At 64.2% G+C, this 15,459-nt stretch carries 22 protein-coding genes; 10 read left to right on the forward strand and 12 right to left on the reverse strand.

Annotated elements, in window-relative coordinates:
- Positions 1 to 483, reverse strand: a 483-nt coding sequence (locus ACN0YL_RS13805; RefSeq protein ID WP_417498407.1) for a DUF1465 family protein, incomplete at its 3' end; no start/stop codon positions are given.
- Between the two features lie 79 nt (positions 484 to 562).
- Entirely contained in the window at positions 563 to 760 is a 198-nt protein-coding gene (locus ACN0YL_RS13810) for a DUF1192 family protein (RefSeq protein WP_417492697.1), read from the reverse strand.
- Between the two features lie 55 nt (positions 761 to 815).
- On the opposite strand from ACN0YL_RS13810, the gene ACN0YL_RS13815 reads away from it, so the two are divergent.
- Positions 816 to 1,802, forward strand: coding sequence for an NAD(P)H-quinone oxidoreductase (locus ACN0YL_RS13815; protein WP_417498369.1), 987 nt, complete (start codon positions 816 to 818; stop codon positions 1,800 to 1,802).
- A gap of 151 nt (positions 1,803 to 1,953) precedes the next feature.
- Positions 1,954 to 2,640, forward strand: coding sequence for a DUF1013 domain-containing protein (locus ACN0YL_RS13820; RefSeq protein ID WP_417467493.1), 687 nt, complete (start codon positions 1,954 to 1,956; stop codon positions 2,638 to 2,640).
- Between the two features lie 78 nt (positions 2,641 to 2,718).
- On the opposite strand, the gene ACN0YL_RS13825 is transcribed toward ACN0YL_RS13820, so the two are convergent.
- The 3 genes from ACN0YL_RS13825 to ACN0YL_RS13835 all read right to left on the reverse strand — a co-directional run bounded on the left by ACN0YL_RS13825 (position 2,719) and on the right by ACN0YL_RS13835 (position 4,766).
- Positions 2,719 to 3,528 (reverse strand): SDR family NAD(P)-dependent oxidoreductase, encoded by an 810-nt coding sequence (locus ACN0YL_RS13825; RefSeq protein WP_417492694.1) that lies wholly within the window; start codon positions 3,526 to 3,528, stop codon positions 2,719 to 2,721.
- 106 nt (positions 3,529 to 3,634) lie between these two features.
- Positions 3,635 to 4,489, reverse strand: a complete 855-nt coding sequence (locus ACN0YL_RS13830) for a tetratricopeptide repeat protein (RefSeq protein WP_417498370.1) — start codon at positions 4,487 to 4,489, stop codon at positions 3,635 to 3,637.
- A gap of 88 nt (positions 4,490 to 4,577) precedes the next feature.
- Positions 4,578 to 4,766 carry a YdcH family protein gene (locus ACN0YL_RS13835; protein ID WP_417467487.1) on the reverse strand — a complete coding sequence of 63 codons (189 nt, stop codon included), beginning with the start codon at positions 4,764 to 4,766 and terminating at the stop codon, positions 4,578 to 4,580.
- A gap of 88 nt (positions 4,767 to 4,854) precedes the next feature.
- On the opposite strand from ACN0YL_RS13835, the gene ACN0YL_RS13840 reads away from it, so the two are divergent.
- Positions 4,855 to 5,451 (forward strand): UbiX family flavin prenyltransferase, encoded by a 597-nt coding sequence (locus ACN0YL_RS13840; RefSeq protein ID WP_417498371.1) that lies wholly within the window; start codon positions 4,855 to 4,857, stop codon positions 5,449 to 5,451.
- Positions 5,452 to 5,600: 149 nt separating this feature from the next.
- Positions 5,601 to 5,813: a YdcH family protein gene (locus ACN0YL_RS13845; RefSeq protein ID WP_417467485.1), complete on the forward strand. Its 213-nt coding sequence runs from the start codon at positions 5,601 to 5,603 to the stop codon at positions 5,811 to 5,813.
- An 8-nt stretch (positions 5,814 to 5,821) separates the two neighbouring features.
- Here ACN0YL_RS13845 and ACN0YL_RS13850 read toward each other — a convergent pair whose 3' ends face one another.
- Entirely contained in the window at positions 5,822 to 6,568 is a 747-nt protein-coding gene (locus ACN0YL_RS13850) for a GGDEF domain-containing protein (protein WP_417467483.1), read from the reverse strand.
- 161 nt (positions 6,569 to 6,729) lie between these two features.
- Here ACN0YL_RS13850 and purE point away from each other — a divergent pair, with 161 nt between their 5' ends.
- Genes purE through ACN0YL_RS13865 form a run of 3 tightly spaced genes read left to right on the forward strand, consistent with a single transcriptional unit; the run spans position 6,730 to position 9,180 of the window.
- On the forward strand, positions 6,730 to 7,242 hold the full coding sequence (gene purE / locus ACN0YL_RS13855; RefSeq protein ID WP_417467481.1) for a 5-(carboxyamino)imidazole ribonucleotide mutase: 513 nt from the start codon (positions 6,730 to 6,732) through the stop codon (positions 7,240 to 7,242).
- A gap of 7 nt (positions 7,243 to 7,249) precedes the next feature.
- The gene (locus ACN0YL_RS13860; RefSeq protein ID WP_417498372.1) at positions 7,250 to 8,341 is read left to right on the forward strand and encodes a 5-(carboxyamino)imidazole ribonucleotide synthase; all 1,092 of its coding nucleotides are present in this window, start codon (positions 7,250 to 7,252) and stop codon (positions 8,339 to 8,341) included.
- A gap of 50 nt (positions 8,342 to 8,391) precedes the next feature.
- Positions 8,392 to 9,180: a metallophosphoesterase gene (locus tag ACN0YL_RS13865; protein WP_417498373.1), complete on the forward strand. Its 789-nt coding sequence runs from the start codon at positions 8,392 to 8,394 to the stop codon at positions 9,178 to 9,180.
- Positions 9,181 to 9,194: 14 nt separating this feature from the next.
- Here the strand turns inward: ACN0YL_RS13865 and ACN0YL_RS13870 are convergent, their stop codons facing one another.
- Complete coding sequence (locus tag ACN0YL_RS13870) at positions 9,195 to 9,872, reverse strand: COQ9 family protein (protein ID WP_417498374.1); 678 nt, start codon at positions 9,870 to 9,872, stop codon at positions 9,195 to 9,197.
- 152 nt (positions 9,873 to 10,024) lie between these two features.
- Here ACN0YL_RS13870 and rpsU point away from each other — a divergent pair, with 152 nt between their 5' ends.
- Positions 10,025 to 10,261 carry a 30S ribosomal protein S21 gene (gene rpsU / locus ACN0YL_RS13875; protein WP_091768260.1) on the forward strand — a complete coding sequence of 79 codons (237 nt, stop codon included), beginning with the start codon at positions 10,025 to 10,027 and terminating at the stop codon, positions 10,259 to 10,261.
- Positions 10,262 to 10,352: 91 nt separating this feature from the next.
- Here the strand turns inward: rpsU and ACN0YL_RS13880 are convergent, their stop codons facing one another.
- Together ACN0YL_RS13880 and ACN0YL_RS13885 are read right to left on the reverse strand one after the other, a co-directional pair.
- A complete protein-coding gene (locus ACN0YL_RS13880; RefSeq protein ID WP_417498375.1) occupies positions 10,353 to 11,744 on the reverse strand; it encodes an ABC transporter permease in 1,392 nt (463 codons plus the stop codon).
- Positions 11,744 to 12,703, reverse strand: coding sequence for an ABC transporter ATP-binding protein (locus ACN0YL_RS13885; protein ID WP_417498376.1), 960 nt, complete (start codon positions 12,701 to 12,703; stop codon positions 11,744 to 11,746). The genes ACN0YL_RS13880 and ACN0YL_RS13885 overlap by 1 nt, the downstream gene beginning before the upstream one ends.
- 186 nt (positions 12,704 to 12,889) lie before the next feature.
- Between ACN0YL_RS13885 and ACN0YL_RS13890 the strand changes: the two genes are divergently transcribed.
- A complete protein-coding gene (locus tag ACN0YL_RS13890; RefSeq protein WP_417498377.1) occupies positions 12,890 to 13,210 on the forward strand; it encodes a TraR/DksA family transcriptional regulator in 321 nt (106 codons plus the stop codon).
- Positions 13,211 to 13,299: 89 nt separating this feature from the next.
- Positions 13,300 to 14,028, forward strand: coding sequence for a 2OG-Fe(II) oxygenase (locus ACN0YL_RS13895; protein ID WP_417492685.1), 729 nt, complete (start codon positions 13,300 to 13,302; stop codon positions 14,026 to 14,028).
- A gap of 6 nt (positions 14,029 to 14,034) precedes the next feature.
- Here ACN0YL_RS13895 and ACN0YL_RS13900 read toward each other — a convergent pair whose 3' ends face one another.
- Genes ACN0YL_RS13900 through ACN0YL_RS13910 form a run of 3 tightly spaced genes read right to left on the reverse strand, consistent with a single transcriptional unit; the run spans position 14,035 to position 15,432 of the window.
- On the reverse strand, positions 14,035 to 14,655 hold the full coding sequence (locus ACN0YL_RS13900) for a methyltransferase domain-containing protein (protein WP_417492684.1): 621 nt from the start codon (positions 14,653 to 14,655) through the stop codon (positions 14,035 to 14,037).
- Positions 14,656 to 14,665: 10 nt separating this feature from the next.
- Positions 14,666 to 14,953, reverse strand: coding sequence for a hypothetical protein (locus ACN0YL_RS13905; protein WP_417492683.1), 288 nt, complete (start codon positions 14,951 to 14,953; stop codon positions 14,666 to 14,668).
- A 41-nt stretch (positions 14,954 to 14,994) separates the two neighbouring features.
- Positions 14,995 to 15,432 (reverse strand): DUF3995 domain-containing protein, encoded by a 438-nt coding sequence (locus tag ACN0YL_RS13910; protein ID WP_417492682.1) that lies wholly within the window; start codon positions 15,430 to 15,432, stop codon positions 14,995 to 14,997.
- Positions 15,433 to 15,459: the final 27 nt, after the last annotated feature.

Below are 15,459 nucleotides of genomic sequence, written 5' to 3' on the forward strand. Positions count from 1 at the left end.
AACCGGATTGCTTTCGGTTTCCGGCATGCCGTCGGCATAGAGATTGTCATCGATGCGCTTGAGGCGGGCATAGAGCGAGCGCGAGCGCTCGACCAGATTGGCCAGGATGTGCGGCGTCGTTTCGCCTTCCGGCCACAGCTGCTCGGTCGGGCGGTCGCTGCCGAGGCGGTATTTGCCGTCGGTGGCATCCTCGGCCGACATTTCGCCCTCGGCCACGGCGCGCTGGGCCAGCAGCCAAGAGGCGGCCTGCATCAGACGCGTGGTCAGCTTCATGCTCTCGGTCGCGTAGGACAGCGCACCGGCGCGGTTCAGCGATTTTGCGTCGTCGCGGCCGGCGCCATCGAGATAGCTCGCCGTCTCCTCGACCAGGTCCATGCCCTCGCGGAACAGCTTGCCGAACATCTCGGATTTGCAGAAGTCCATCGCCCGCGCTGCCGGTGCGGAACCGGCGGGGAAAAGGGTGGGTGTCTGGCTATCGGTCATCATGCGTCCAGTCGTCCGTCTATCATCAGCTTCCGGCGATTCGTAGCAAAGCTCGGGCCAGAGTGGCCCAATTGGTTGATCAAATCTTGAACACGGCGTCCGCAGCGCTCAGTCCGGCCCGTTTTTTCTCAGTGATGGCGTCAATCCGCTCAATTTCGGTCTCAAGCAGGGCGCGGCGCTCGGCAAGGTCCGACAGCGACAGGGCGCTGAGATCGGCGCCGGGAATGATGGCCCCGGTCTTGAGGCGGCTTGCCGCAGGCTCTTCGTCATGGAACATGATGACCTCCATCGCAGTTCTGATCCCAGCATAACCCGAACTCCGGAAGAGTCCCATGCCCGCCACCCAAACAAATCGTATCGTCACCGCCAATCCACCCGGCGGGCCTGAAGTCTTGCGGGTCGAGACGCGGGACATGCCACGGCCCGGGGCGGGCGAGATCCTGATCCGCAACGCCGCCTGCGGCGTCAACCGGCCGGACCAGATCGAGCGCATGGGTTTCTATCCGGCACCGGCCGGGGCGCCTGAAGGGCTGGGGCTGGAAGTGTCCGGCCATATCGAGGCCCTGGGCGAGGGGGTCAGCGGTTTCGTGATCGGCGACCCGCTCTGCGCCCTGGTCGCCGGCGGTGGCTATGCCGACCATGTCCTCGCCCCGGCCGGTTCTGTCTTGCCGCTTCCCGCCGGGATGGAATTGACCGATGCCGCGGGATTGCCGGAAACGGTTTTCACCGTCTGGGCGAATGTGTTCGAGATTGGTGCATTGTTGCAGGGGGAAACCATCCTGATCCATGGCGGGGCGAGCGGAATCGGCACAACCGCCATCCAGATGGCCAAGGCCGCCGGCGCCCGTGTCTTCACGACCGCCGGCACGCAGGAGAAGTGCGATCTGTGCCGCGCCCTCGGTGCCGACCGGGCGATCAATTATCGCGACGAGGACTATGAGGCGATCCTGACAGAGGCTGGCGGTGCCGATGTCGTGCTCGACATGGTCGGCGGCAGTTATGTCCAGAAAAACATCAATCTGGCCCGCCAGGGTGGCCGTCTGGTCTCGATTGCCTTCCTGCAGGGCAGCCGTGTGGAGATTGATCTGATGCGCGTCATGCTCAAGCGCCTGACGCTGACAGGGTCAACCCTGCGTGCCCGGCCTGATGCCGAGAAGGCGCGCCTGGCCGCGGCCGTGCGGCGCACGGTCTGGCCCTGGATCGAGACCGGCCAGCTGCGCCCGGTGATCGACGCCCGCTTCGCCCTTGCCGATGTACGCTCCGCACACGAACGGCTCGATTCGGGGGCGCATTCGGGCAAGATTCTGCTGATCCCCTGATGGGCGGAAGTGTAATCTGCTTTGCAGACCGGAGCGGCTGCGATATAGAAGCGGCAAATCGCTTGGCTGGACTGATACTCAGACCGCTAGCGTCGGAAGCCCAAGCCCGGCACCGCGTCGGGCTTTTTTTATTTCTCCGAAGGAGCAAGACATGACCGAGATCCTGATGCCGAAAGCCACGGCGGTCTGGCTCGTTGACAACACCTCGCTGACCTTTGACCAGATCGCGGATTTCTGCGGCCTGCACCCACTGGAAGTCAAAGGCATTGCCGATGGCGATGTCGCCGTTGGCGTGCGCGGTGCCGATCCGGTTTCGAACGGGCAATTGACCCGTGAGGAAATCGCCAAGGCCGAAGGCAAGTCAACGTTCCGGATGACGCCTGTTCAGCCGAAATACTCCGATCTGCACCAGCCGGCCAAGCGCCGTGGGCCGCGCTACACACCGCTTTCGCGCCGCCAGAACCGCCCGGACGCCATCGCATGGCTCGTGCGCAATCACCCGGAATTGTCCGACCCGCAAATCTCGAAACTGGTCGGCACGACCAAGACGACGATCGCAGCGGTACGGGATCGCACGCACTGGAACTCCGGCGGCATCAAGCCGACGGACCCTGTCTCGCTCGGCCTGTGCAGCCAGATCGATCTTGATGAGCAGGTCAAGAAAGCGTCCTCGCGCCGTCGCAAGATCGAGGAAGAAAGCCCTGAGCTCCTGGCTGACACGCTGAAGCCGCGCGAGCAGCTGGTTGCCGATTCGGATGAGCCGGCCCAGGGCGAAATCAATCTCGAGACCCTGTTCGGCAGTCCCTCGAAAAAGGACGCCGCAGAAGACGAGGAATAGGCCGCTTCAAGACCGGAACGGGCGAGGGCGCTGTGTGCCTCGCCCGTTCGGTCATGTGGCCGGCCCTGATGACTGCATCTAGTGGTCGGCGGGGACGGTGTAGTTGAGCGCCAGCCGTCCGCCATCGGCGTAGATCGTGGTGCCGGTGATATAGCTGGAATCCTTCGAGGCCAGGAATGAGGCCACCGAGGCGATTTCGTCCGGGTCGCCGATTCGATGCATCGGTGTGCGCGACAGGATCTTGTCCATCGCAGCCTTGTCGTCATTCACGGCCTTGAGCACGTCGGTATTGATGCTGCCCGGCCCGATCGCGTTGACGCGAATTCCGTATTTGGCGAGGCCGAGCGCCATCGACTTGGTCAGCTGGTTCAGCGCGCCCTTGCTGGTGCAATAGGCCAGCTGGTCCGGGATCGCCATGATGCCGTTGACCGACGACATGTTGATGATTGCATAGCGCCGGCGGGCATCATCGGTGCGCTCGCCGCTCTCTTCGATCTGCTCGACCATCTGCTTGGCGCATTCGCGGGCGACCAGGAAGGCGCCGCGCAGATTGACGCCGATGACGCGGTCAAACTCCGCTTCCGACAGTTCGAGAATATCGCCCCGCGCCACGACGCCGGCATTGTTGACGAGAATGTCGAGCCGGTCGAAGGCCGAGCGGGTTTCAGCCAGCAGATTGCTCACCGACAGCCGGTCGGAGACATCGCAGGGGACGAAGAGGGCGCGGCCGCGTTCGCCGCCCAGCTCGTTGGCCAGCGCTGTGCCGGCGGCGGTGTCGATATCGGCAATGACGACCTTGCAACCGTCTTCGCTCAGACGGCGGGCGCAGGCCTTGCCGATTCCGTTTGCTCCGCCGGTAATGATTGCGACTCGATCGCCAGAGGCCATGGGAAAAACATCCTGTAAATCCGGCGCATCGGGCGCCAATCAATTGTCTCCAGTCGCACAGGCAGAGGCGTTAGGCAACGCATCAGCCAGGCGGGCGGAATCGGTATCAGGGGTGGTGGGTGCGCTCGAAGTCGGCGGTGATCTCGGGATCCTCGGGGGCGAGCTGATGTGCCCGCTGGTAGAGCGGCAGGGCCTCGTCGAGCCGGCCGACCGCTTCAAGGGCGGTGGCATGCGAGTGGATGATCGCGCCGGTATCGGGTTCGATCGACGCGGCTTCCTCGCACAGCGGCAGGGCGGTGTCCGCGCGTCCGTCCTGGATCAGGGTCCAGCACAGCATGTTCAGGCTCGAACCATTCTGCGGCTCCAGTTCGACCGCCTGGCGCGCATCGGCGACCGCGGCCCCGGTCATGCCGGCGTCCAGCAGGGCGCCCGATCGGTTGAGCCAGGCGCCGACCCATTCCGGCTCAAGCCGGACAATGGCGTCATAGGACACGACCGCATCGGCGTGCCGCTCCATGCGCTGGTAAACGAAGCCCATGTTCAGGAAGGTGAGGACGTCATCGGGCATTTCCAGCGCGGCGTGTTGCAGGTCGTCCAGCGCCGCGTCCAGTTGGCCGAGCTCGGCCCGGGCGATTCCGCGATTGCGCCACAGGATCGGATTGGCGATGGCGGCGTGCTGGGTGTCGGCGATCGCGAAAGCCATATTGTAGGCAGAGAGGGCGTCCTGGAAGCGTTCCTCGGCGAGATAGGCTGCACCAAGCGCGGCATAGGTCTGGACTTCCTCTTCGGGCGCCTGCTCGGCGGTTCCGAGGCATTGTTCAAGCAATTCCGCAGCGCTGCCCGTTTCGCCGGCATCCATAGCCGCCCGGCCGTCAGCGCAGGCGTCGGCAGGTTTTTGCGCGGTCGCGGCGGCTGGCCAGGCCAGACACAGGGTGGACACGATCATGACTAGGATGCGCATTTCGATCTCCGATTCATCGACCGCAATCAATTCCTCCCCATCCTACAACGCAAAAGGGGCGGCCCGAAAGCCGCCCCTGGAGATTCCATCAGCCTGCGAGCGCTTTAAGCTCCGACGTTCGCAGACTTTCTATCTGTTCCTTCAATCGAAGCTTTTCCTTTTTCATCCGTGCGAGTTCAAGCGAATCCGCCGACGGGTGTTTGATCACCTCGTCAATTTGGGCGTCCAGACGCGTATGACGCGCGTCGAGCTCACGAATGCGGGCTGCGATTGGCATGGATAAAACTCCTCTTGGTGAAGTGGATGAATGGATTGAAGCAGGTTCCAGCGTTATGTCTATTCACGAAACGTTTCGGGGTTAGGTGATGGTAAAATCAGACCGCTTGATTGTCGGGGTCTCCGGGGCTTCCGGCATCGTTTATGGAATCCGTGCCCTGGCAGCCCTGCGCGAGCTGGGAGTCGAGAGTCATATGGTCGCCTCGAAAGCCGCCGAAATGACGCTTCACTACGAGACCGGGGTGTCGATTTCCGAGTTTCGCGCCGGCGCCGATCATGTGTACAGGATGCCCGATGTCGGCGCGGCCATCGCCTCGGGGTCTTTCCAGACGCGCGGCATGCTGATCGCGCCCTGTTCGGTCAGGACCATGTCGGAGATCGCCTCGGGCGTGACCTCAAGTCTGCTCACGCGTGCCGCTGACGTCGTCCTGAAGGAGCGCCGTCGCCTGGTTCTGATGCTGCGCGAGACGCCCCTGCATCTGGGACATTTGCGGACGATGACGGCGCTGACCGAGATGGGCGCGATCATCTGCCCGCCGATGCCGGCCTTCTATGCCAAGCCGGTGACGATCGATGATCTGGTCGATCAGTCGGTCGGACGGGCGCTGGATCTGTTTGGTCTCGACTGGGAGGCAACCCGGCGCTGGGGTGAGGATCTTGAAGGCGGACGCCGGCCGGCCCGTTGATAGAATTTCGCCCGAAACCGGCACTCGGCGATTTCATTGATCCGCGAAAAGCGCTATAATGCGTGCTTCGGCGCGACGGCTGCCGACGGACGCCTGGGCCTCCGCAGTATCCGCACGGCCGGTTTGGCCAGAAAAGAGACCGTACAGGAATGGACGGACAATCCTTCGACCCGCAGGAGCTGCGTTCACGCATTTCATCGATGCGCGAGCAGCATGAAGCTCTCAATCATGAAGTTGATGCGCTGGCCGTGAACGGTGTGACCGATCAGCTCAAACTGGCGCGCCTGAAAAAGGAAAAGCTGCGGATCAAGGACCAGCTTGCGGCCCTGAACGACCAGCTCACCCCTGACATCATCGCCTGAACAGCCGATCAGGCTTTCTTGCGCGCGGCGGCCTCGAGCTGGCGTTTCTGGTCCTGCTTGCGCGCATACATGACCGCATCGGCCTCGGCCATGGCTTCGGCGGCATTGCGCCCGGCCTCGAGCGGGTAGGCACCCCAGGCGACGCCAACATACATTTCGCGGCCGTCGTGCACGAAAGGAACCTTCTCCAGCCGGTCGACGAGCTCGCGGGCCTTGGTGTCGGCTCCGGCGGGGCCGGTCAGGGTCAGCACGACACCGAATTCATCACCGCCAAGACGACCGACAGCGTCGGTTTCACGCACATGCGCGGTCAGTTGCGCGGCGACGTGGTGCAGCGCGGCATCGCCGGCGGCGTGGCCATAGGTGTCGTTGATGTCCTTGAAGCCGTTCAGGTCGAGATAGATCAGGGCCGAGGGCGCATTGTGGCGCTCGGCGAGGGCGAGGGCGCGGCTCACTTCGCGCAGGAAGGCGCGCCGGTTCAGCACGGGCAGCAACACGTCGTGATCGGCCAGGGATTCGAGTTCGCGAACCCGGCCACGCAGACGCTCCGTATCCTTGCGCAGCTGGTCGACTTCGCCCATCAGCGACAAGAGTGCGCGCTGGACATTGGGGGTCAGCTCGGCTTCGGGAACACCCATGATCGAGGCCGCATCACGTGGCGCGTCGATCGCGCCAGCCGAGCTGGAACTCTTGGCCGCGCCGGCCTTGCCAGTGCGCGCGACGTCTCGCGCCGTATTTGTGGGTCCGATGCGCATGGAGTGGTTGTCCTGGGCGATTCTGTTCCGCTTCAGGCTCGCGAAGTGTGGTTAAGAAACCCTCAAAAACGAAAAGAAATCCATTGTCACGACTGGCCATCTTGACCTGTGGCCGGTGAAAGCTATGGTCCCGCGCTTCCTTTTCACGCGCAGGAAGCGTCATGAGCGATTTTTCGCCGAATTCTCCCGGTCAACAACCCGATGTCTCCATCATCATGGGATCGCGGTCCGATTGGCCGACCATGAAGAAGACAGCCGATATCCTGGCCGATCTCAATATTCGCCATGAAGTGCGCGTGGTCTCGGCTCACCGGACGCCGGACCGCATGGTCGAGTTCGCGAAGGCGGCCCGCGACCGCGGCATCAAGGTAATCATCGCCGGTGCCGGGGGCGCGGCCCACCTGCCCGGCATGGTCGCCTCGATGACGACGCTGCCGGTGCTCGGCGTTCCGATCAAGTCCAAGGCGCTCAGCGGCAAGGACAGCCTGCTCTCCATCGTCCAGATGCCCGGCGGCATCCCTGTCGGCACCCTCGCCATCGGCGATGCCGGTGCCAAGAATGCCGGCCTGCTGGCCGCATCCATCCTGTCGCTGTCCGATCCGGACATCGCCAACGCCCTGTCCGCCTGGCGTCAGGCCCAGACCGACAGTGTCGCGGAATCGGTCGAGGATTGACCCGGCCATGAGTTCACGCCCGCTCGCGCCCGGCTCGGTGATCGGTATTCTCGGCGGCGGCCAGCTCGGCCGGATGCTGGCGCTGGCCGGAGCCAGGCTCGGCTTCGACATGCATGTGTTCGATCCGGAGCCCGATTGTCCGGCCGCCCGTGTCGCGGCGCGGTCCTGGGCGGCACCCTGGGCCGATGCCGGCGCAGTCGAGGCGTTCGCGGACCGCTGTGACGCCATCACCTATGAATTCGAGAACATCCCCGTTGAAGCGGTCGAGGTCGCCGCGAAGACCGCACCGCTGCGTCCCGGCGCGCGCTCGCTCGAGCTGACCCAGGACCGCATCACCGAAAAGCGCTTCATCAACGCGGCCGGCGTTGCGACGGTGGCCTTCGCGCCCGTCGACAGCCTCGCCGACCTGCCGGATGCCATCGCCGTGACCGGTCTGCCGGCGCTGCTGAAGACCCGCCGCTTCGGCTATGACGGCAAGGGCCAGGCCTGGATCCGTTCGGCTGACGATGCCGCCGCAGCCTGGGGCGCGATTGGCGAACAACCGGCCATCCTCGAGGGCGCTGCCGCCTTCGTGCGTGAATTGTCCGTGGTTGCGGCGCGCTCGGTTGACGGTCAGGTGAAAGCCTGGCCGCTGGCGGAAAATGTCCACCAGGACGGTATCCTCAAGCAGAGCACGGCACCGGCACCCGGCGTCGATGCCGCGCTGCAGGCGCAGGCGCTGGAAATCGCGACGGCGCTCGGCAATGGCATGGCGCATGTCGGCGTGTTTGCGGTCGAGCTGTTTGACCTTGGCGGCGGGCAATTGCTGGTCAACGAGATCGCCCCGCGTGTCCACAATACCGGCCACTGGACGATGGATGCCTGTGGCTGTGACCAGTTCGAGCAGCACATCCGCGCCGTTGCCGGCTGGCCGCTTGGCGACACGGCGCCGCATTCCAGTGCCGTGATGACCAATCTGATCGGCCATGATGTCGATGACTGGCAGGCTCTGGCGTCGGACCCGCAAATGCGCATCCATCTCTATGGCAAGCGCAAGGCCCGCAAGGGCCGCAAGATGGGGCATGTGAACCGGCTCGGGCCGCTGCCGGCGCGGGATTAGGCCCGGTCGGGCCTTGTTCTTGCCCGCCGGTCGCCTTACCTACTGACCAGATGCTGCCCCAAAACACCCTTCACTTTGACCGCCGCCATGATCGCGGCCCATTCGACATTGTCGGCGATGTGCATGGCTGTGCCGGCGAGCTGGAAATCCTGCTGGAAAAGCTCGGCTATCGAATCGAGCGCGACGGCCCGGAGGGCTTTCGCCACTATGATGTCTCGCACCCGCAAGGCCGCCGCGTCGTGTTTCTCGGCGATCTGGTTGACCGCGGCCCGCGCTCGCCGGACGTGCTGCGTCTGGTGATGTCGATGGTCGAGGCGGGCCAGGCGCTGTGCGTCAGCGGCAATCATGACGACAAGCTGCGCCGCTGGCTGCTCGGCCGTGACGTCAAGATCAGCCACGGGCTTGGCGACACCATCGCCCAGATCCAACAGCAGCCGGACGGTTTTCGCGACACGGTGCATGGTTTTCTCGACCAGCTGGCCCATCATCATGTGCTCGACCAGGGCCGGCTGGTTGTCGCGCATGCCGGCCTTGTCGAGGAGATGCACTACCAGACCGGCGGCAAGGCGCGCGGTTTTGCGCTCTATGGCGCCACCACAGGCGAGCATGACGAATACGGTCTGCCCGTGCGGCTGGACTGGGCGCTCGATTATGCCGGCGAGGCGCATGTCGTCTACGGCCATATGGCCGTCACCGAGGCGGTATGGGTCAACCGCACCATCTGCATCGACACCGGATGCGTGTTTGGCGGCCAACTGACCGCCCTGCGCTGGCCGGAACGCGAACTGGTCGACGTCGGAGCCTTGGACACCTATTACGCGTCCCTGCGGCCTCGTTAGCGCCTTGCGGCGTCCTAGATGCGCGGGCCGGGGCCGTAGCGCATCTTGCCGAGCAGGCCGCCGATATCGGGCAGGTCGGCCGTCAGTTTGAGAATCTGGCCCTTGGTCTTCTCGAAATCCATCACATTCTGGATCCGCCGGTCGAGGAAGGCGCGCGCAGCCGGTTTGTCGGCACTGTCCTCATTGAGCCAGCTCGACAGGGTGGTGCCATAGACGCCGGAGAGAATCGCCCGCTTGGAGTAGAAATTGGCGTCGGTCGAGGTATCGCCGATGGCGCGCCAGATCGTGTCGGCCGTGGCCCAGAGCAGCTGCGGTGCCTCGGCTGCTGCATCGGGCAGCAGCAGGCGGGCGCGGGCCCGGCGGGCGGCTTCCTCATGCGGTGCGATGGCTTCCAGCCGGCACAGCACGCCGAATGTCACGCGTTCGCGGATTTTCATCTTGGCGAGTTCGGCCGCAACGATCTTGCGCCCGGCCTCACGGTCAAGCTGACGCGACCAGAAACTGATCAGGCCCAGATCCCCGCCAGGGCAGGCATTTCGGGCATCACCGGACGACAGGCCGATGTCCTCACAGGCCTTTTTGAAGGTCGAGGATGACCAGCCGTCGAAGGCCGCATGGGCCAGGGCAGCCTCGAGCAGCTGCGCGCGGATCGTCTCGTTATGTGTGCGGGGTTCGGTTTCAGCGTTGGTCATGTGCCATATGTACAGGACCGCACGCCCGCCGTCACCCGCGGCGAGTGCGCTGACAGAGTAGACTCTGCTTCGCGGCTCTGGTATCAGCCGCGCCTCTGGCAAACTAGCGACGTGGGGGTGGCCCTCGCGTCCAGCAATATGGAGAGAGAGCCATCGTTCAGATCGTTGTGCGCGATAATAATGTGGAGCAAGCGCTCCGCGCGCTGAAGAAAAAAATGCAACGGGAGGGTACCTTCCGTGAAATGAAGCGTCGGAACCATTACGAGAAGCCCTCGGAGAAGAAGGCTCGCCAGAAGGCTGAAGCCATTCGCCGTGCGCGCAAGCTCGCCCGCAAGCGCGCTCAGCGTGAAGGCCTCGTGGCCGTCCGTGGTGGCACCGTTCGTCGCTAGGGTTCGCCAGAGCCTGTAGAATTCAGGAAAACGCCGCGCCCCTTCAGGGACGCGGCGTTTTCTTTCGTTGCTGATCCGGGTGCGCTGGGCCTCAGCCCGCCTTGCCCTTGCCGCCGAGGCGGAACCAGCCCTTGACCGTGTCCTGGTTGGCCTGGTTGAGCGCGCCCATCCTGAACATCACACCGGCACCCCAGATGACGCCCGCGGCCGTGACAATCATCACCAGCGTCGTGCCGATGACATCGAACAGCGCCGGGTCCTGGGGCAGGCGCGCCAGCATGATGAAGGGCGTCCATAGCGGGATCCAGCTGGCGATGACGATGATCGGCGAATCGGGGGCATCGGCCGCGACCATCACCAGGAAGAGCGGCACCATCATGATCAGCATCATCGGGCTCATCAGGGTCTGGGCATCCTGCAGCGTCTCGCACAGCGAGCCGATGGCGAGGAAAATCGCGCCATACATCAGATAGCCGATGATGAAATAGCCGATCGCCGGGAAGATCAGGGCCGGATCGAGCACGGCGGCCATGATCTCGCCGAGCGGCAGGCCTGCGGCGAAGGCGAATTGCTGCACCACGAGGCCCACCGTGGCGGCCAGTCCGCCCCAGGCCAGCAATAATGTGGTCGACACGCCGGCGACGCCGAGCAGCTTGCCGGTGAGGATTTCATGATGCCGTGACGAGGCGAGCATCATCTCCAGCACCTTGTTGCCCTTCTCCTCGATCATCGCGGTGAGCAGCATGTTGACGACAGAGAAGATCACGATCCACAGCCCGAAAGCGACCGCGATGGCGACAATGATCGGCAGGCGTTCCGCAGTGGTCACCTCGGCAGCCTCGGCGCTGCGCTCGGGATTGAGTTCGCGCACGGTCGGGGTCAGTTCGCCTGCCGCGGCCACCAGTTCGGGCGAAACGCCATTTTCGAGCAGCCGGTTGAGCTGCATGTATTCGCGCAGCGTCCGTCGGATTCCGGATCGCAATTCGCCATCGGTGAGGTTGGTGCTCCAGTATTCGATCTCCACGGCGCCTTCGGCGTCCTGGCGCAGGTAGATGGCAGCAAAGAGCGGTTGCGGGCCCTCGTCGGTCTCAACATTCTGTTCGCCGAGCAGATAGGGCCGCAGGGTTTCGATATCGGTCGCCTCGGGATAGACGCGGATATATTTCTCTGCCGGCGCAGGGGCATTGGCGATTGCAGCCTCGACGGCCGGGCCGTCGCCAAGCATTTCGGTGGCTGCCTGACGGGTCGCCGCGGCCTGGGCCTCGCGCGATGCCGCACCCTGGCTTTCGATCGCCGCATCAAGCACGCCGCCGGACTCATCGATCAGCGCGTAATAGCGCGTCGGCTGTGAGCTCTCGATCAGGGCCGGCAGGCCAAAACCCAGCGCCATGAACATCGGCATCGAGGCCAGCGACAGCCAGAAGCCCCAGGTGGCGACATAGGAGAGGTATTCACGGCGGGCGATGAGATAGATGGCGCGCATCAGACAGCCTCCCCTGCAGGTGTTTCGTTTTCAAACTGGCCACTGGTCTCGACCAGATGGACAAAGGCATCATGCAGATGCGCCCGTGCCGGCTCGAAGCGCAGCAGACGGATATTGCCGTCGACACAGGCCTTGAGCACGTCCTGGGCGTCGATGCCCGGGCCGAGATCAATCTGCCAGCGTCGGGCGCCGTCAGCCGTGCCGGCCTCCTGCACGACGTCACCGAGTGGCGCGAAGGTTGCGGTCAGGTCGTCCTCCGAGACGGTCTCCAGCACGACACGGCGCGGGATCATGCCCAGCGCGGCCTCGACGGTGCCGTCAAACACCTTGCGACCCTTCGCGACCAGCACGATCTTGTCACACAAGCGCTCGGCGTGCTCCATCACATGGGTGGAGAAGAGGATGGTGGCCCCCGCCTCGGCGCGGGCACGGACGATCTGTTCCAGCGCCTTCTGGTTGACCGGATCGAGGCCGGAGAAGGGTTCGTCGAGAATGATGAATTCGGGGTCGTGAATCAGGGTCGAGATGATCTGGATCTTCTGCGCCATGCCCTTGGACAGGGTCTTCACCTTGCTGTCGGCGACATCGGCGAGGCCGAACTCCTCCAGCATGGCGAGGCCCCGGCGGCGTGCCTCATCGGGGGCGACGCCCTTCAGGCGGGCAAAGAAGATGATGACATCGATCACCTTCATCTTGCGATAGATACCGCGCTCTTCCGGCAGAAAGCCGACCCGCTCCAGGGCCCGGGCACGTGGTCGGCCGCCAAACAGGCTCACCTCGCCGGTGTCCGGCGTGAGAATGCCCAGTGCCATGCGCAGGCTGGTCGACTTGCCGGCGCCATTGGGGCCGAGAAAGCCGGTGATTTCGCCGCGCCTGACGGTGAAGCTGAGATCTCGGACGGCAGGCTTGCCGCTGAATGTTTTGGAGACGCCGTCGAGCGCCAGGATGATTTCGGACATGGGACCCCCAAGTGTGAGCCGTGAACTTAGGCAGACAGGTCGTTCCAAGCTACCGGTATTGAGCAGGCGACGATCCCTCGTTTGACACAGCACTGCCGCTGGATCGCGCCGGGCCGCCCACAATGCGCTATGTTGTGCCTGCTGCGCTATCGCCCGCCTGGCGATGATGACGAAAAGTGAGACCCAATGGCGCAAGACCCGCGCGCATGCCTTCTGTCCCTGAAAGCCGAACTGGTCACCCTGTCGCAGGCCACGACCGGTGATCGCGACCCGGTCGAGCTGGACCAGCAATCCATCGGCCGTCTGTCGCGGCTGGACTCAATGCAGGTCCAGGCCATGGCCCGGGCGTCAGATGTCCGCCGCACCCAGGAAATTCGCCGGATCGAGGCGGCGCTGCAACGGGTGGATGAGGGCGAGTATGGCTGGTGCGTCGAATGCGGCGAGGCGATCGACCCAAAGCGGATCGAGATCGACCCGGCTGCGGCACGGTGTGCCGACTGCGCCTGATCCGGTTGCCAGCATCGCCGGCGCTGTGCGAAACCTGTGGGGCCGGGCGAGACGGTCCGGCGCCGATCTGTTGAAGCTTGCCCATGCGATTGTCCGATAAGCTTGATCTTGAGCCGGCCCGCAACGGCTTGCGCGCCGATGGCCGGGCCCGGATATCGAACCTCTTGGCCCCCAAGGCCCTGCGCCAGCTGACCGCAGCGATCGATGATGTCTCGAAATGGCTGCTGGTGACGCGATTGGCCGAGAAGCATCTCAATCTCGATGCCGCCGCGATGCGCGATCTGCCCGCAGCCCAGCGTGCCGAATTTGAAGGGCGGGTCGCCGCGGCCGCGCGGGCCGGGTTTCAATATCTCTACGAGACTTATCCGCTGTACGACAAGGCGCATGCCGGCGTTCTCGAAGGCGAGGCACCGGTGCTGGCCAGGCTGTTTGCATTCCTCAATGGCGAGACCTTCCTGGGCGCGATGCGCGATGTGCTCGACGCGCCGGAAATCAGCTTCGCCGACGGGCAATTGACCTGTTATCGCGGCGGGCATTTCCTGACGCGCCATGATGACGGCGTCGCCGGCAAGAACCGCGTCGCGGCTTTCGTGCTGGGCCTCACCGCCGGCTGGCAGGGCGATTGGGGCGGGCAGCTGCAATTCTACGATCCCGACGGCAATGTCGAGGCCGCCTACGTACCGCGCATGAACACGCTGTCGCTGTTCAAGGTGCCGCAACCGCATGCGGTTTCGATGGTCGCGAACTATGTCACGACGCCGCGCCTGGCGATCACCGGCTGGCTGCGCTCGGGCGAGGATCCGGGTATCGACCTGTAGCGGCGATCAGGCCTTCACGGCGATGCCGGCATAGTTGAACGACGCGAATTTCGGGCTCTTGGGCAGATACATCGCTTCCAGCCTTTCGATCCCGAACCCGGCCGCCTGCATCATGGTGTCGGGATGGCGCGTCAGGTGACAGCCGCCGGCGATCGGTTTCCAGACCGGCTCTATCCGCCGCTGCCACTTCGCGACATCGGCATCGGGTGCGCCGCCATGCTCGGAGAACAACAGCTTTCCGCCCGGCTTGAGCACGCGGCGCATCTGCGCCAGTGCAGCCTCGGCATCGGGAATGGTGCACAGCGTATAGGTCAGCACCACGGTATCGACGCAGGCGTCTTCCAGCGGGATTTCCTCACCCGGCAGATCGATCAGCTCGACGCTCACCGGGCAGGCGGCAATCGCATCGGCCGCCTTGCGCCGCATGCCCTCTGAGGGCTCCAACGCATAGAGATGGGAGACCTTGCCCGGATCATAGAAGGACAGGTTCGGGCCGGCGCCGAAACCGACCTCAAGCACCCGGCCCGTGGCCAGGGGCACGATCTGGGAGCGCTTCTTCATGATCTGCGGCTGGCCGCAGGCAAAGCCGATCAGGTGCGGCAGGATGTGTTCGTGGTAAAAGCTCATGCCCGCCAGCCTAGGGCAGGCCGGGGAAACTCTCCACGTATTTGATCCGCACGTCCGGGAAGCTGTCGACGAACTGGATGGTGAAATCGGCAAAGCTCGTCACATAGGTCCATTCACCGCAGCTGTCGGCGAAGCTGGTGACGCGTTTGACCTTGAGATCGGGAAAGCTCTCGACGATCTGGACGCGGATGTCGGGCAAGCTCTCCACCACCTGGACCTCGCCATAGAGCGGAATGCCGTTCCAGGTGCAGTCCTCGGAAACGGAACCGATCTGGGCAAGGATGAGTTCAGCAAACATGGTCTCACAGTGTGGCGGCGGTGATGAATACAGCTTGAACGTCAAACCCTGGCGGGCGCGAGGGCAAGCCAGGCGCAAGCGAGGCCGAGAATGAGGACGAGCGGCGAAAAATAGGCTGCGTTCAAGGTCGCGAAAGGCTCGGTGGCCCGGCTGAACGGGCCGGGCATATAGGCGTAGATACCGCGTGCCAGCATCACCAGCGCGATCACGGCCAGCGGGATGCGTGTGAAGATCAGGCTGTCAAAGCCAAGCACGCCGCGGACAAACGCGAAGCCGGCAGCCGCGAAAATCAGGAGCGCAACGACAAATGTGGTGGCGCTGGCCGGCATGGTCGGCGACCGGCTGATGCCGATGACGGTCCTGACGAGATCGGCCTCGGTCGCCGCCGGCCATAGCCCGCCCGCACCCCAATAGGCATGCAATGCGGCGATCAGGCTCAGGGTTATGAAGACGAACCATCCGGCCAGCGTTATCAGCATCGACGGTTCACTCCAGCGCGATCAGAC

Origin of the sequence: Maricaulis sp. (assembly GCF_048269565.1) — a bacterium.
In the GTDB taxonomy this organism is placed as follows: domain Bacteria; phylum Pseudomonadota; class Alphaproteobacteria; order Caulobacterales; family Maricaulaceae; genus Maricaulis.

Coding starts and splice junctions, on each gene's coding strand:
- ACN0YL_RS13910 (WP_417492682.1), bottom strand. CDS start 15,432: ATGCTGATAACGCTGGCCGGATGGTTCGTCTTCATAACCCTGAGCCTG.
- ACN0YL_RS13810 (WP_417492697.1), bottom strand. CDS start 760: ATGTTCCATGACGAAGAGCCTGCGGCAAGCCGCCTCAAGACCGGGGCC.
- ACN0YL_RS13905 (WP_417492683.1), bottom strand. CDS start 14,953: ATGTTTGCTGAACTCATCCTTGCCCAGATCGGTTCCGTTTCCGAGGAC.
- ACN0YL_RS13825 (WP_417492694.1), bottom strand. CDS start 3,528: ATGGCCTCTGGCGATCGAGTCGCAATCATTACCGGCGGAGCAAACGGA.
- ACN0YL_RS13890 (WP_417498377.1), top strand. CDS start 12,890: ATGGCGCAAGACCCGCGCGCATGCCTTCTGTCCCTGAAAGCCGAACTG.
- ACN0YL_RS13815 (WP_417498369.1), top strand. CDS start 816: ATGCCCGCCACCCAAACAAATCGTATCGTCACCGCCAATCCACCCGGC.
- ACN0YL_RS13860 (WP_417498372.1), top strand. CDS start 7,250: ATGAGTTCACGCCCGCTCGCGCCCGGCTCGGTGATCGGTATTCTCGGC.
- ACN0YL_RS13865 (WP_417498373.1), top strand. CDS start 8,392: ATGCTGCCCCAAAACACCCTTCACTTTGACCGCCGCCATGATCGCGGC.
- ACN0YL_RS13835 (WP_417467487.1), bottom strand. CDS start 4,766: ATGCCAATCGCAGCCCGCATTCGTGAGCTCGACGCGCGTCATACGCGT.
- ACN0YL_RS13830 (WP_417498370.1), bottom strand. CDS start 4,489: ATGCGCATCCTAGTCATGATCGTGTCCACCCTGTGTCTGGCCTGGCCA.
- ACN0YL_RS13845 (WP_417467485.1), top strand. CDS start 5,601: ATGGACGGACAATCCTTCGACCCGCAGGAGCTGCGTTCACGCATTTCA.
- ACN0YL_RS13850 (WP_417467483.1), bottom strand. CDS start 6,568: ATGCGCATCGGACCCACAAATACGGCGCGAGACGTCGCGCGCACTGGC.
- purE (WP_417467481.1), top strand. CDS start 6,730: ATGAGCGATTTTTCGCCGAATTCTCCCGGTCAACAACCCGATGTCTCC.
- ACN0YL_RS13880 (WP_417498375.1), bottom strand. CDS start 11,744: ATGCGCGCCATCTATCTCATCGCCCGCCGTGAATACCTCTCCTATGTC.
- ACN0YL_RS13840 (WP_417498371.1), top strand. CDS start 4,855: ATGGTAAAATCAGACCGCTTGATTGTCGGGGTCTCCGGGGCTTCCGGC.
- ACN0YL_RS13900 (WP_417492684.1), bottom strand. CDS start 14,655: ATGAGCTTTTACCACGAACACATCCTGCCGCACCTGATCGGCTTTGCC.
- ACN0YL_RS13820 (WP_417467493.1), top strand. CDS start 1,954: ATGACCGAGATCCTGATGCCGAAAGCCACGGCGGTCTGGCTCGTTGAC.
- ACN0YL_RS13885 (WP_417498376.1), bottom strand. CDS start 12,703: ATGTCCGAAATCATCCTGGCGCTCGACGGCGTCTCCAAAACATTCAGC.
- ACN0YL_RS13870 (WP_417498374.1), bottom strand. CDS start 9,872: ATGACCAACGCTGAAACCGAACCCCGCACACATAACGAGACGATCCGC.